Origin of the sequence: Burkholderia arboris (assembly GCF_902499125.1) — a bacterium.
GTDB lineage: Bacteria > Pseudomonadota > Gammaproteobacteria > Burkholderiales > Burkholderiaceae > Burkholderia > Burkholderia arboris.
Genome location: NZ_CABVPX010000007.1, coordinates 79,286 through 93,544 on the forward strand (window position 1 = coordinate 79,286; position 14,259 = coordinate 93,544).

Consider the following 14,259-nt stretch of genomic DNA (forward strand, 5'->3'; position numbering starts at 1 on the left):
CTCTGGATGGTCTAGGCGGGCCGCACGTACACGTGCGCGGCTTCGTGGGACAGGAAATGCGCCATCGAGTACGTGCGGTGATACGCGCCGCAGCGTGCGAACACCGCGATGTCGCCGGCCTGCGGCGGTGCGCCCGTGTCGTCGCGGCCGATCACGTCCGCGCGGCTGCAGGTGCTGCCGACGTACAGCGTCGGCACGCCACGCGACGGCGGCGCGGGCGTGCGGCGCACGAGCGATGGCGTGGCCAGGCGCCGCATCACCGATTCGGTTTGCGCGAGCAGGAACGCATGGGACAGGCCGCCGTCGCAGACGGCGATCGTGCGGTCCTGCCACGCCTTGACCGCGACGACGCGCGTCGCGAACACGCCCGCATCGGCGAAGATCGCGCGGCCGGCCTCGTGGGCCAGCGTGAAATTGCCGGCCAGCGGCGCCAGCGCGTTCGCATAGCGTGCGAACGCGGCGTCGCCCGGATGATCGTCGGCAAAACCTCCGCCGAGGCTCAGCGAGCCGAGCGGCGCGCCGTTGGCCGGCGCGAGATCGCGTGCGAGCGCCGCGAGCCGTTCGGGCAACGCGAGCGTATCGGGTTGCGTCGCGTCCTGGCGGATGAACGAATGCGGGCCGGAGAACACGTGCAGCCCGGCGACCGGCAGGCCGGCGGCCGCAAGCGTGCGTACCGCGTCGTGTGCCTCGTTCGGCGTCATCCCGAAGTGGTCGTGCCACAGCGAGCGTGCGTGCTCGCCGGCCAGCGCACCGGCATTGACGCGCAACAGCACCGCACCCGGCGTGCTGCCGCCGGCCGCCGCTTCGCGTGCAAGCGGCACGAAGCGGGCGACCGCGTCCGGGTTGTCGAGCACGAAATGGCAGCGCGACGCGAGCCCTGCGCGCATGAACATCTCGTCCATCGACGGATTGTTCAGGTAGCGCGCCGCCTTGATCCGGCCGATTGCCGCATCGAGTTCGCCGCGGCTCGCCAGCTCGACGCCGTCCTCGTACGCGTGCGCGCAACGTGCGAGCAGGTCCTGGTTCGGGTTCGCCTTCAGCGACACGATCAGCCGCGTGCCGAGCCGCGCCTTCAGCGACCGGTAGCGTGCGATCGCGACCTCGGGCTCGTACACGTAGCAGGGCGTGCGCAGGTCGGCGAGCCACGCGTGGTCGCCGGCGGACGGAAGCGGATGCTCAGGCGTCATGGCGGCCCACCGGATGGAGCGTGGCGGCTGCATACGCGCCGCAGTTCGACTGCATCACGCCGAGCACGCGATGGCCATGCGCGACCGCATCGAGGCCGACGTCGGCCAGGTTGATCGGGAAATCCGAGCAACACGCGTGGCCGCGCGCATGGATGTTTTCCGCGTAGAGCCGCTCGGCCGGTACGCGCATCGCCCGGCACAGCGCGTTCCAGCCGGGCAGGTCGGCGTTGTGCGGGAGCACGAGTTCGTATGCGTCGAGCGCGTGCGATTCGAGCGCGACGGCCGCGTCGATCGCCTTGCGCGTGTACGGCCACTCCATCATGATCAGGTCGGCCTCGTTGGCGGCGACGGTGTCCGAGCCGCGGTGCCATTTCGCATGCGTCTCGATCGCGATGCCGCCGAGCCGGTTCCTCGTGCTGTTGCGCGCGATCAGCATTGCGGCCGCGCCGTCGCACTGCACGCCCGTCATCTGCCGCATCCGGTAATCCTCGCCATACACGCGGTCGGACGACACGACGAGCGCCGCATCGAGCTGCGGATAGCGGCGCATCAGCGCGCGGACCGTCTCGATCCCGGCCGCGACCGACACGCAGTTCAACTGCGCGACCGAGCCGAGCCACAGCGGCTCGATGCCGAGCTGTGCGGCCAGCTCGTGCGGCAGGCTGCGCGGCGCGGGCGGCACGCTGAACTGTTGCGTGTGCACGTGCACGATCGCGCCGATATCGGACGGATGCACACGCGCGGTGTCGAGCAGCCGGCCGGCCGCCGCGATTGCGAGGTCGGTCTCGCTCGTGTCGAGCGCCATGTGGAAATAGCGGCTGCCCGATTGCGCGATCGCGGCCGCCCGCTGCGCCGGGTAGTCGCGCTCGGCGGCCCAGGCCTCGATATCGACGGGCAGGCCGGGCAGCTCGTAGGCCACTGCGTCGACGCCGATCCAGAAGCCGGCGTCGCGGGATGCGTGGGAGGAGGGCATCGTCATGTCAGTTGAGCGGCATCGCCGCGTAGTCGAGGACGTCGAGCTTGTCGAAGGTCGCCTGCACGGTCGGCGTGAGCAGGCCCATCTCGCGGATCGTCGGCACCAGGCGCCGGAAGATCGAGCGGCGGATCGAGCTCGACACCGGCGACTCGCGCACCATCGCGCTGCATTCGCGCTTCGACAGCCCCATCGGTTCCCAGATGTCGTCCGCGCACAGGTGCTCGTACAGCACGGCCGCGCCTTCGCAGACGAACTGCTCGCGCTCGCGCAGCTCGGTCGAACTCATCTCCGCATACACGCGGCACAGCGTGATCCGGCCGACCGCGAAGTGACGCGACTCGTCGCGCTGGATTCGCACGAACAGGTCCTTGATGAACGGATCGGCGCTATAGGCGACGACGCTCTGGAAAATCGACAGCGCGATGCCCTCGACGAGCACTTGCATCCCGAGGTTCGTCATGTCGAGCGCGCTGCTCGTGATCGTGTCGTGCAGCAGCCCCTTCAGCGAGCGGCTCATCGGGTAGCTGACGTCGAGCTTCTCGTTGACGAGCTTCGCGTACGCCTCGACGTGGCGTGCTTCGTCCATCATCTGCGCGGCCGCGCACAGCCGCGCGCTCAGGCCGCTTTCGGCCGACGCGAGCTTCGACGCGCAGATCAGCGCGGCCTGTTCGCCGTGCAGGATCTGCGACAGCAGCCAGCCCTGCGCGTGATGGCGCACCTCGCGCTTGTCGGCGTCCGACAGCTTGCTCCACAGCGCGGTGCCGTAGATCAAGAGCGTCGGGTCGGGCATGCCGAGCGGATTCGCCGGGTCGAGGTCGTGGCTCCAGTCGACGTCGGTCGCGACGTCCCACTGCGCGGCCTTCGCTTTCTCGTACAGCCGGTTCAGCGCTTCTTCGCGCAGCGCGTAGTCGTTCGACATCAGTGCATCGACGGGCATCGACCAGCGAATATCGGCCGTGTCCTGCATCACGGTTAGCGTGTCAGTCATTTCAGGGTCTCCCCGGCCGCGCGGCGGCGCCGGAATGATGGGCGGAATCGGTCAACGGGAGGGCGGCGCGCGATGCGCCCGGGTGCGGCTCGAGGCGGATCGCGAATGCCGGCCACGGGCCGCGCAGCTGCGCGTCGAATGCATCGGCGAGCCGCGCGGGCCAGATCGCGCAGCACACGCGGTTGTCGCCGGCGAACTCCGCATCGCGCAGGATGCGGTCGCCGATCCACACGACGGGCGCGCCGCGCGCGGCATCGCGCAACGCTTCGTCGTACAGGTGCACGCCGAGCAGCACGTGCGGCGCGAGCAGTCCGGCCGGCAGCGCGCCGAAGTACGGCGCGCAGACTTCGATGAACAGACGGGCATCCGGATGTACGGCGTCGCGGACGCGCGCGGCGGCTTCCGCGAGGAACGCGAAATACTGGACGTGGTCGAGCAGCACGCGGCGTTCGCCGCCGGCCGCGCCGCCCGCGTCGTACGCATCGCCGGCCGCTTCCGCGAGCGCGGCGCGCGCATAGTCGTCGGGCGTATCGAGCGGCATCCGGTACGCGCTCGCCGCGACGGCGACCGGCTGCCGCGCGTCGCGCTCGATCCGGTAGGTGAAATGAACGGGGCGCACCATGTCATGCCTCACCGTCGAGTGAGAACGTCGCGTCCGGCGCGAAGGCCACGTCGGCGACCGCGTAATAGCCGTTCAGCGCGAGCGAACAGATGGCCGCGCGGCGTGGTGTGTCGCCGTCGCGATGCGCGAGCAGCACCGACAGCCACGGATCGCTGCCGAATGCATGTCCGAACACGCCGTGCCCGTCCGGCAGCAGCGGCGTCTTGCCGACGGCGGCGAGCAGCGCGCGGCGCGACGTGGCTGGAAAGAACGGCAACGCCGCGTGCAGGCCGGGGCGCGCCGCGCAGAACATGCGGATGTCGCGGCCGAGCCGCACGACCGCGCTGGCCGGCGGCGCCGCATCGGCGATGACCGACTGCGCCGGGTCGCGGCCGACATCGATGAGCAGCGTGCAGACGCCGAAGCCCGAGCGCCCCCATGCGGGGTTGCCGTGCCAGTAGGTGTAGCCGTGCACGTCGACGTCGACGATCTGCAGCAGCAGCGTGCGCGGCCCGGTCTCGGCCGCGGTCGCGAGCGTGCGGCGCAGCACGTAGCCCCAGCCCGCGCATTCGTACGAGCAGGTCATCCAGTCGGGCGTGTAGTCGTTCGCACCGGCCAGTGCCTGCGCGAACGCGCGATGCTGCGGCGAGTCGTTCATCAGCAGCATCGACAGGATCGTCGAGCTGACCACGTAATCGTCCGCGCCGATCGCGCCGCACAGCCGCTCGCGCTCGGCGCACGCGAGCGTGCCGATCGCGTGCGCCGTATCGTTGAGCGGCACGGCCGCGCCGTCGCGCGACGGCGCGACGCGCCGGTACGCGAGCGCCTGCACGGTCAGTGCGGTCGCCGGGGCCGGTTGGGCGGCGGGAGCCGCCGCGGTCGCAAGGGGCGCGAGCATCGTCGTGTCAGGCGGCGTGCTGCTGGCGGCGCAGTTGTGCGTCGAGCTGCTGCAGCGTCGTGTACTGCGTGATGTTCAGCGCTTCCGGATCGATCGAGCCGTAGAGCTGTTCGCAGAACACGATCAGCTCGACGATGTTCAGCGAATCGATACCGAGTTCGCCGATGCCGGCGTCCGTGTCGACGGTTTCGACGTTGAGGATCTTCGCGACTTCGCGGGACAGGATGTCGAGCGCGTCGGCTGGAACGTTCTGGGTCGTCATGAGGGGAGCTCCTGGAGTTGAAGTGAATGGATCGGGATCGATCGGCCTGTCGCGTGGGTCAACTGCCGGCTTCGCAGCGCAGGCTCTTGCGAAGCTCGTGATAACAACGGTACGAACTGCCTTCCATCTTCGAGAACGCCAGCAGGTCGCGCTGGTCGTCGAAGAGGGGAACCTTGCCGTCGCGCACGAGCGCGGTCAGGAACTCGTTCGACAGCAGCTTGATCGCGAGCACGCGCTGCACCTTGCCGAAGCTGTAGTGCGCGTCGTCGGTCTGGCTGCGTGCGGCATCGGCGATGAAGCGGTGCACGGCGCGTGCATCGGCATCGAGTTCGACGCGGCCGGTTTGTGCGAGCCAGCCGACGTGGGCCATCAGCGCACGAACGAAGTACGGCCGCACGACGGTCAGGTACTTGTTGAACACGGTCGGGCCGCCGATGCGCAGGCGATCCTCGGCGCTGACGCGCACCTGGCCGCCGACATTCGCGAGCTGCAGGTTGCCCGCGAGGAACGGCGCGCCGCAGGTCGCGCGTGTCAGCTTCCGGTACTCGTCGGGCCACACGAGGTAGGCGGCCGGGAACATCACGCCCGGCAAGCGCGCCGCGACGACGGCCATGCAGTCGCGATGCGCCTCGATGCCCCACACCTTGTCGACGGTGAGCGCAAGGCCGCTGTCGTCGCTGCGGATGACCGTGCGCCACGCGGCGAGCGTCGGGCCGCCGCCGTCGCTCATCAGGAACGCGAAGTTGTGGCCGCTGTCGATGCAGTCGCAGGCGCGACGGTTCTGGTCGTCGGAGAAGAACAGCCCGAACATGATGCGGATGAACGCACGCATGAACGGCTTGAACAGGTGATGAAATCCTTCGCGGCCGATCTGCTCGAGCAACGCTTCGGTGAGCGGCGCCTCGTCGTGCCGCAGCGGCGCCGACGCGGACGCATCGGGCAGCACGCCCGGCGCCTCGGTGTGCAGCGCGATCACCATTTCGCTGTCGAGCAGCCGCACGGTGGCGGCTTCGACGAGCCGGGCCGCGGCGCGCGGCGGCGTGCCGGTCATATCGAGGTGGCGCAGCACCGGATACGCGGCCTGGTCGGCCACGCGCAGCAGCGGCTGCGCCGGCGGCGTGGCGATCGAAGCGGGAGCGGAAAGCGTGGACATGGCAGGGTTCCTGTCAGAAACGCACGCGCACGGCGGCGTCGATGCGGGTGCCGAGACCGACCATCCGGTACTCGGAGTGACTGTCGGAGAATGCGCGGGTGAGCGCGACGTCGACGCTCACGCGCTTGTTCACGTCGGCGACGACCTGCGCGATCGCGAGCAGGCCCTTGTCTTGCGGCGAATAGACGCCGCGCAGCGAATACTCGACGCGGCCGATCTTCTTGCCGAGCCGCGCGAACAGGTAGTCGCGCAGGTTGCCGTCGACGCTCACGAAATCGGCCGTGCCGCCGAGGCCGGCCAGCGCGGCGCCCGGCGCGACGGGCAGCAGCGCGTTGTTCGCGCGCACCGCGCCGACCATCTGGCGCCACTGGTTCGCGTCGTAACGCGCTTCGTCGTGCGACCACTCGACGATCAGCGACAGGTTGCCGGGCAGTGCGCTCTGCATGCCGACCGCGCTGCGCCACATGTATTGACGGTCGTTGCGGCGATCGACGGCGTCATAGGCAGCTGCCGAATCGAGCGGCGTGCCGTTCGCGATGAACGCGGGCAGCGGCCGCGTCGTGCCGCGTTCGAGCCATGCGCTCGCATAGACGGTGTTCGAGCGAGCGACGTCGAACGACAGCGTCGCACCCGCGCCACCGTGGCCCGCGTGACGTCCCGCGAGCAATGCGGCCGAGCCGCCCGACCAGTTGTACGCGCCGCGCACGAGCTGCGTCGCGCCCTCCACGTCGCGGTTGTCGACGTCGTTGCGCAGCGTGCGGTTCTCGCCGGCGATGAACTGCAGCGTGGTCTGCTCGCCGGCCCATTTCGCTTCGACGAGCGGCGTGCCCTCGACGTCGCCGTAGCGATCGTAGATGTCGGCCGTCGCGGCCCGCTTCTGGAAGAAGCCGAGCGGGAAGAACGCCTGCGACGTGTCGAGCGGGTCGATCCGCTTGCCGGCCGTGAGCGTGATGCCGTTGTCGAACGCGTAGCGCACGCCGGCTTCGTTGAAGCGGCTCGACTGGGCGCCGAGCGAATGATTGCTGGCGACGGCGCGCGCATTCATGAACAGGTTCTCGCCGTCGATGCGCGCGAGCATGCCGGCTTCCTGCTGGTTGCGCGGCGAATCGCCGATCAGGTTGCCGAGCAGCGCGTGGCCGTCCATGCTGTCGACCGAGCGTGCGTACGCGATGCCGTTCAGCGTGCCGAGCTGGTCCATCAGCGACGCTCCATGCGCGAGCGAGCCGCCGAGCGCGAGCGGGACGGCGAGCGCGGCGCGTTGCCACGCGCGCCGGCACGGCGCATCTGCTCGGCCGGACGACGGATGGAGGCAGTCATGACGGGCGTCGGCATGGGCGTCGTGCTCACTGGCCATCGGCGAGCGTGTCGGGATTGAACCAGCCCGACGGAATCTTGCGCGGCTGGCCGTCGAGGATGTCGACGACGCTCGCGCGCTGCTTCTCGACCTCGTTGCGATACGTGATCTTGCGTATCACCTTGCGGCCGTTCGCATCGACCGGCGCGGAGAAATCGGCGCTGCGGAACAGCAGGCCGCTCGCCAGGAAGAACTGCGCGCGTACCGGCACGTCGGCCTCGGGCGTGACCCACAGCTTGATCGTCGGATAGACGTTGTCGGGATCGGTCGCGGTCAGGTCGAGCTCGGTGGCCGGCTTGCCGGCGATCGCCGTGGTGCCGGGCGCGGCCGTCGCGCGATAGCTGTCCGCCCAGTGCGTGCGCGTGATGTCGCTGATCACGACCTCGCCTTGCAGCCGCTGCATCCCGTTGATGCGCACCGCGCTGCGCGTGTTCGGCACGTAGAACCAGTGGCCGCGGGTCGTCGCGAGGTACTTCTGGCCGTCGTTCTCGCCGCTGCGTGTCAGTGCGAGCGTGTCGCCGTTGCCGCGCGTGTAGACGAGATAGCGTGTCGCGTCGCCGGACTGTCCGCCGACCTCATTCGTGATCTCGATGTTCGTCTGCGTATCGGCGGCCGTGCTGCGGTACGCGTCGGCACGGGCGAGCATGGTCTGGGCCGCCGGCGCGTCGGCGGCGCGGGCGAGCGGCGCGCACGCGACGAGCGCGGCGAGCATGAGGCGGATGCGGGTCATGGGGCGAGTCCTTCGAGGATGTTGCGTTTGGCGAGCCCGACGGTCGCGAGCAGCGCGGCGGCCACCCCGAGCACGACGAACGCGCCTTCGACGGCGGCCACGGCGGCCGGCGAGACCGTGAATTCGAGCAGGATCGGCTTCACGCGGCCGGGCGGCGCAGGCAGGTGGATCTGCGCGTGATTGAGCGCGACCATCGTCAGCAGGGCCACCGCGATGCCGGCGGCTGCGCCGAGCAGGCCGAGCAGCGCGGTTTCCTGGATCAGTACGCCGCGCACCGTGACGGCCGGCACGCCGAGCGCACGCAGCGTCGAGATCTCGCGGCGGCGCTCGACGATGCTCATCAGGATCCAGTTGCTCATCGACAGCAGGATCGTCACGCACAGAATTGCGCCGAACACCGAGAACTGGTTCTTGTACAGCGCGACGACCTGGTGATAGAGCGACACGAGCTGGTCCCAGGTCTTCACGTCGAGCGTCGGCAGCGCGGCGCGCAGCGTCGCGGCGGCGGCCGGGGTGCCGGCCGTGTTCGACAGGAACACCGCGATGCGCGATGCGCGGTCGGTGCGCAGCAGCGCCTGTGCGGCCGTGAATGTCACGTCGACGATGCGCTCGTCGACGTCCTTGTTGCCGGTGCTCATCACGCCGACGATCTGTGCGTCGGTCGCGTTGATGCCGCCGTGCGCGGTCGACGCCATCAACTGCACGACCGACCCGACGTGCACATCGAGCTTGCGCGCGAGTTCGGCGCCGACGACGACTTCGGTTCCTGCATTCGTCGGCGACAGGTAGCGGCCCGACAGCACCGAGTGATAGTCGAAGAAGCCGGGCGGTTCGCGGTTCGGCTCGATGCCTTCGCCGACGAAGCCGTAGCTGAGATCGCCGTTCGACACGAGCCCGTCGAAGTCGATGCCGCGCGCGGTCGTCGCGACACCGTGGAGCGTCGCGACGGCGCGTGCTGCCGCGGCCTGCTCGTCGGCCGTCAGCCCGTACTGCAGCGGCCGCTCGCCGATCAGGTCGAGATAGCCGTGATGCAGCACCTGCACATGGCCGACACCGCTGTCGATCGACCCTTCGCGCACCGCGTCGAAGGTTGCGATCACATAGCCGAGCGCGAGGCTCGACGCGAACGCGGCGACGCCGATCATCGCCATCGTCAGCACGGTGCGGCGCCGGTTGCGCCAGAGGTTACGCCACGCAAACGTCGACCAGTTCACGATTCACTCCCGGTACGCCGTCGCGCATCTCGATGCGGCGCGGCAGGTGCGCGCACAGACGATCGTCGTGCGACGCAATCAGAAAGGCGGTACCCAGCGTACGGTTGGTGTCGAGGATCAGCTCGGCGACCGCCCGTGCGTTGGTGCTGTCGAGGCTTGCGGTCGGCTCGTCCGCGATCACGATCGCCGGCTCCTTGGCGAGCGCGCGGGCCAGCGCGACGCGCTGCTGCTCGCCGCCGGACAGTTCGCCAGGGCGGTGGCGTTCGCGCGCGGCGAGCCCCACCGCGTCGAGCATCGCGCGGGCACGTTCGCGGCGCGTGCGCGGCGTGCCCCACGCGAAGCAGCCGAGCTCGACGTTTTCGAGGGCCGACATCACCGGAATCAGGTTGAACTGCTGGAATACGAAGCCGATGCGCTCGCGGCGGATCCGCTCGAGGGTGTCCGGTGCGTCGTCGATCCGGCGGCCTTCGAGCCAGCGCTCGCCAGTGCTCGGCACATCGAGGAAGCCGGCGAGGTTGAGCAGCGTGCTCTTGCCGCTGCCCGACGGGCCGACGAGCGCGACGACGTCGCGCTGGCCGATCGAGATCGTCGCGCCGCGCACGGCGACGACACGGCCCGCGCCTTCGTATCTGCGCGTGACATCGCGCAGTTCGAGCACCGGAGAAAGGGAGCCGGTCGTCATGCGTACGCTCCCTGACCGGCTTCGGTGGCCGCCGTCGCCTGAATGACGGGCAGCGCGCCGTTCGCATAGAGGTCGCGGCATTTCAGGCGCTGCAGCTTGCCGCTCGTCGTGCGCGGCAGCGAGCCGGGTTCGACGAAACACAGATCCTGCGCGGCGAACCCGATGCGCGACGCGAGCAGTTGCTGGCACTCGGTGCGCGTTTGCGCCGTTGCATCGATCGGCCGTGCCTCGATGGCGACGACCAGCCGTTCGGTGCCCGTCTCGGGATCGGGCAGGCCGAACGCGATGCAGGTGTTCTTGCGCAGCGCGCCGTGCGACGCCAGCGCTTCCTCGATCTCGTGCGGGAAGTAGTTGCTGCCGCGAATGATGATGACTTCCTTCTTGCGGCCGAGGATATGGAGCTGGCTGTCGGCGACGTAGCCGATGTCGCCCGTGCGGAACCAGCCGTCGGCCGTCAGCGGCGCGGCGATCGTGCCGTCGTCGGGATTCAGGTAGCCGAGCATCACCGACGTGCCGCGGATCGCGACTTCGCCGACGGCGCGGTGACCCAGTGCGTGATCGCCGTCGTCGAGGATGCGGAACGCCATGCCTTCGATCGGCGTGCCCATTGCGAGCACCGTTTCGGTTTCCGTGTCGTTACCGTCGTTCGCCGCGGCCGGTTGCGCGTCGCGGCGCTCGATCAGCGCGCGCCGGTCGAGCGTGTCGGCGATCACGTACGGTGCACCGTCGACCGCGCCTTCATGCCACGCGCGATGCATCGATACCGCGAGCGTCGATTCGGCCATCCCGTAGCACGGCTGCAGCGCCGACGCCGCGAGACCGTACGGCGCGAACGTCGCGGCGAAATCGCGCAGCGTCGCGTCGTCGACGCGTTCGCCGCCGATGAAGATGTTGCGGCACGCGGACAGATCCACGCCGTCCATCGCGGCGGCATTGAAGCGGCGCACGCAGTAGCGCAGCGCGAAGGTCGGCACCGACGTGGTCGTCGCACGCGCCGACGCGATGCGCTTGAGCCACCCGAGCGGATTCCGGATGAAGCTGTTCGGCTGCATCATCAGCAGCGGCGCACGGTAGTGCATGTTCGACAGCAGCGTGAGCAGCCCCATGTCGTGATAGAGCGGCAGCCACGACGCGGTGCCGTCGCCGGCCGCGAGGTCGAAGCGCACCGAGCCGCCGATGCCGAGCACGTTCGCGATCACGTTTTCGTGGCTGAGCACCGCGGCTTTCGGATGCGACGTCGAACCCGACGTGAGCTGGACATGATGCGGATCGCGGCCGCTCTTCGCGCTGATCAGCGCGCGCGCGCCGGCATCGGCCGCGCTCGACAGCGTCGCGAGGCCGACGACACGGGTGGATGCGGCGGGAAATGCGTCGTCGCGCCACGCGGCGGCCTGCGCATCCGCGGCGACGACGAGGCGCGGCCGGTACAACTCGCACGCGACGTCGACCACTTGCCGCCCGGCGGCCGCACGCCGCGCGGGAACGGGCACGGTGCACGGCAGCGCGCCCGTCATCACGCAGGCCATCATCGCGGCCGCATGCTCGACCGACGCGGGCAGCGCGAGCATCACCAGATCGTTCTCGCGGACACCGAGCTCGCGCAGCGCGCCGGCCTGGTGAAACACCGCTTCCGCGAAATGCCGGTACGTGATGCTCGCATCGCGGCCCGCATCGTCGACGAACGTCATGCGATGCGTGGCGCCCGCGACGTCCTCGAGCGATTCGATCAGGCGATGAATGGTGGATGCGCACTTCGTCACGAGGATTCTCCCCTTGAGGAACACGGCCGCTCGCGCCACGGTGCCGGCGGCGCCGTTCGTCGAGTGAAGGGGATTCTTGCCGGATCGATGCGGCGCGACAAACGGAATCTACGCAGGCTATGCATGAGCAGAGCGCATCCACGAGGTGACCGGTCGGTCGCATTCGACCAGTCGTCTAGTTCACGATGTGGTGTGCTCATGCGCGAGGGGCATGCAATGCGTTCGGAAAATTCGTTTGTCCGAAGCATCGACTCACAGAAGAATGGCAACCCGGCACGTGCCAGCGTCGCCGCGTCATCGTGCCGGGCAAGGTCCGGCTCAAGGAGAGCGTCTTGTCCGTCACCTCATCGCTTGTTGCCCGCCCGAAACCGGTTGCAGACATGAAGAGCCGCCCGAGCGGCGTGGTGTTCTCGCTGAAGCTGGCGGTCTACGTCGCGCTCATCGCGCACGGGATGATGTTCGCGCAGTCGGCGATCGTGATCCTGAAGATCGCCGGCATCCTGCTGATCGGCGCGATGTATGCGCACGGCGTCGAGCTGCAGCATCAGGCGCTGCACTACCAGGGGTTCCGGAGCAAGCGCCTGAACATGGTGTTCGGCGTGCTGCTCGGCATGCCGATGCTCGTGTCGTTTCATGCTTACCAGGACAGCCATCTGCGCCATCACCGGCTGCTGGGCACCCCCGAGAACAAGGAATTCTTCGACTATGGCGACCAGTACGGCGCGAGCCCCGTCGTCAATCTCGGCCGCTGGGCGTGGCGCCTGTCGATGGCCGCGCACTACATCCAGTTCGCGAAGAACGTCGCGAAGCTCGTCGTGCCGGGGGCGCGCTTCGGCGACAACCCGCTCGTGTCGCGTGCGATCCGGCGCGATCACCTGTTGACGGTCGCGGCGATCGTGCTGCTGGCCGGGCTGTCGTTCGCACTGCATACGTGGTTCGTCGTGTGGGTGTGGGTCGTGCCGCTCGCGTTCGTCGCGGCGCCCGTGCATGCACTGGTCGAGATGCCCGAGCACTACCGCTGCGACCTGACGAGCACCGATCCCTTTCGCAACACGCGGACGATCGAGAGCAATGCATTCATGACGTGGTTCACGAACGGCAACAACTATCACGTCGAGCATCACATGATGCCGAACCTGCCGATCGAACGACTGCACGACCTGCATGGCGCAATCGCGCCGCGCATCCGCTACTACCACCGCACGTACCGGCAGTTCTATTACGCGCTGCTGCGCGGCAGGCTGTCGCCGCGCTCGGTGGACGACGACATGGACGACCGCGAGCCCGATGCGGAGTCGGCTGCGGCGGCGTCCACGCAATCGGCATGACTGCGCCCGCGCGCCTTTCGACGACGATGCTCTACCCGGAACTGTTCAGGTCGCTCGAAGCTGTCCGCTGGGACATGGAGAAGGACATTCCGTGGGACAAGTTCGACGCTTCGCTGCTCACCGACGAGCAGGCGAAGACGATCAAGATGAACGCGATCACCGAATGGTCGGCGCTGCCCGCGACGGAAATGTTCCTGCGCGACAACCAGCACGACAGCGACTTTTCCGCATTCATGAGCGTGTGGTTCTTCGAAGAGCAGAAGCATTCGCTCGTGCTGATGGAATACCTGCGCCGCTTCAAGCCGGAAATGGTGCCGACCGAGGAGGAGCTGCACGCGGTGCGCTTCCAGTTCGACCCGGCGCCGCCGCTCGAGACGCTGATGCTGCACTTCTGCGGCGAGATCCGCCTGAACCACTGGTATCGCTGCGCGGCCGACTGGCACACGGAGCCCGTCATCAAGCAGATCTACGAGACGATCTCGCGCGATGAAGCGCGTCATGGCGGCGCGTACCTGCGCTACATGAAGAAGGCGCTGAACAACTGCGGCGACGTCGCGCGTGCCGCATTCGCGAAGATCGGCGTGCTGATGGCGTCGGCGCGCCGCACCGAGAAGCCGCTGCACCCGACCAACCTGCACGTGAACCAGGCGCTGTTCCCGCGCGACACCGTGCAGTCGCGCCTGCCGGATCCGGAATGGCTCGAGCGCTGGCTCGACGAGCAGATCCGTTTCGACGGCGAGTGGGAAAAGAAGGTCGTCGAGCGCATTCTGCACAACCTGTCGATCCTGTTCGAGCGCACGTTCGCGACCGCGCAGGAGCTGAACCGTTACCGCCGCGAGGTAACGGTGCGAGCGGGCAGTGTGGCGGACGCCGGCTAGGGACCGGAGGGGCCATGCGTCCCGCGGTCCGCGTTCCGCGTTGTGCGGGCGCACGCCGGATGCGAGCCGACCCGTCGGCGCAGCGTGTGCGGATTGCCGCCGCCAGCCGGCGGAATGCGCATTTCCGGACACAATTGGTTCATCAATTTCCGGAATTGAATGAGGCGATTAAATTTCGTCCGTTTAGTATATTTCAATAAACACGAAATTCGTGATTTAAATGGTATTTTGAATGAATGTTGAATTGC

At 68.5% G+C, this 14,259-nt stretch carries 14 protein-coding genes; 2 read left to right on the plus strand and 12 right to left on the minus strand.

Annotated elements, in window-relative coordinates:
• Positions 1 to 11 precede the first annotated feature (11 nt).
• Genes BLA15945_RS10855 through BLA15945_RS10910 form a run of 12 tightly spaced genes read right to left on the minus strand, consistent with a single transcriptional unit; the run spans position 12 to position 11,805 of the window.
• Positions 12 to 1,187 (minus strand): PLP-dependent decarboxylase, encoded by a 1,176-nt coding sequence (locus BLA15945_RS10855; protein WP_174992319.1) that lies wholly within the window; start codon positions 1,185 to 1,187, stop codon positions 12 to 14.
• Positions 1,177 to 2,166, minus strand: coding sequence for a beta-ketoacyl-[acyl-carrier-protein] synthase family protein (locus BLA15945_RS10860; RefSeq protein WP_059241320.1), 990 nt, complete (start codon positions 2,164 to 2,166; stop codon positions 1,177 to 1,179). Before BLA15945_RS10860 ends, BLA15945_RS10855 begins: the two co-directional genes overlap by 11 nt.
• A gap of 1 nt (position 2,167) precedes the next feature.
• The gene (locus BLA15945_RS10865) at positions 2,168 to 3,151 is read right to left on the minus strand and encodes a ferritin-like domain-containing protein (RefSeq protein ID WP_174992320.1); all 984 of its coding nucleotides are present in this window, start codon (positions 3,149 to 3,151) and stop codon (positions 2,168 to 2,170) included.
• A 1-nt stretch (position 3,152) separates the two neighbouring features.
• Positions 3,153 to 3,773 (minus strand): hypothetical protein, encoded by a 621-nt coding sequence (locus tag BLA15945_RS10870; RefSeq protein ID WP_174992321.1) that lies wholly within the window; start codon positions 3,771 to 3,773, stop codon positions 3,153 to 3,155.
• A gap of 1 nt (position 3,774) precedes the next feature.
• Positions 3,775 to 4,650: a hypothetical protein gene (locus BLA15945_RS10875; protein WP_059241323.1), complete on the minus strand. Its 876-nt coding sequence runs from the start codon at positions 4,648 to 4,650 to the stop codon at positions 3,775 to 3,777.
• 7 nt (positions 4,651 to 4,657) lie between these two features.
• The gene (locus BLA15945_RS10880; RefSeq protein ID WP_011350104.1) at positions 4,658 to 4,912 is read right to left on the minus strand and encodes an acyl carrier protein; all 255 of its coding nucleotides are present in this window, start codon (positions 4,910 to 4,912) and stop codon (positions 4,658 to 4,660) included.
• A 58-nt stretch (positions 4,913 to 4,970) separates the two neighbouring features.
• Entirely contained in the window at positions 4,971 to 6,065 is a 1,095-nt protein-coding gene (locus BLA15945_RS10885) for a hypothetical protein (RefSeq protein ID WP_059241324.1), read from the minus strand.
• A 13-nt stretch (positions 6,066 to 6,078) separates the two neighbouring features.
• Positions 6,079 to 7,419, minus strand: a complete 1,341-nt coding sequence (locus tag BLA15945_RS10890) for a hypothetical protein (protein WP_059241325.1) — start codon at positions 7,417 to 7,419, stop codon at positions 6,079 to 6,081.
• The gene (locus BLA15945_RS10895; protein WP_059241326.1) at positions 7,409 to 8,149 is read right to left on the minus strand and encodes an outer membrane lipoprotein-sorting protein; all 741 of its coding nucleotides are present in this window, start codon (positions 8,147 to 8,149) and stop codon (positions 7,409 to 7,411) included. Before BLA15945_RS10895 ends, BLA15945_RS10890 begins: the two co-directional genes overlap by 11 nt.
• Positions 8,146 to 9,363, minus strand: coding sequence for an ABC transporter permease (locus BLA15945_RS10900; RefSeq protein ID WP_174992322.1), 1,218 nt, complete (start codon positions 9,361 to 9,363; stop codon positions 8,146 to 8,148). The genes BLA15945_RS10895 and BLA15945_RS10900 overlap by 4 nt, the downstream gene beginning before the upstream one ends.
• Positions 9,335 to 10,045, minus strand: a complete 711-nt coding sequence (locus BLA15945_RS10905) for an ABC transporter ATP-binding protein (protein WP_059241328.1) — start codon at positions 10,043 to 10,045, stop codon at positions 9,335 to 9,337. The genes BLA15945_RS10900 and BLA15945_RS10905 overlap by 29 nt, the downstream gene beginning before the upstream one ends.
• Positions 10,042 to 11,805, minus strand: coding sequence for a fatty acyl-AMP ligase (locus BLA15945_RS10910; protein ID WP_233464181.1), 1,764 nt, complete (start codon positions 11,803 to 11,805; stop codon positions 10,042 to 10,044). The genes BLA15945_RS10905 and BLA15945_RS10910 overlap by 4 nt, the downstream gene beginning before the upstream one ends.
• A 380-nt stretch (positions 11,806 to 12,185) precedes the next feature.
• On the opposite strand from BLA15945_RS10910, the gene BLA15945_RS10915 reads away from it, so the two are divergent.
• Entirely contained in the window at positions 12,186 to 13,133 is a 948-nt protein-coding gene (locus BLA15945_RS10915; RefSeq protein ID WP_059241330.1) for a fatty acid desaturase family protein, read from the plus strand.
• A gap of 26 nt (positions 13,134 to 13,159) precedes the next feature.
• Positions 13,160 to 14,011, plus strand: a complete 852-nt coding sequence (locus BLA15945_RS10920) for a ferritin family protein (protein ID WP_174992411.1) — start codon at positions 13,160 to 13,162, stop codon at positions 14,009 to 14,011.
• The last annotated feature ends 248 nt before the right edge of the window (positions 14,012 to 14,259 follow it).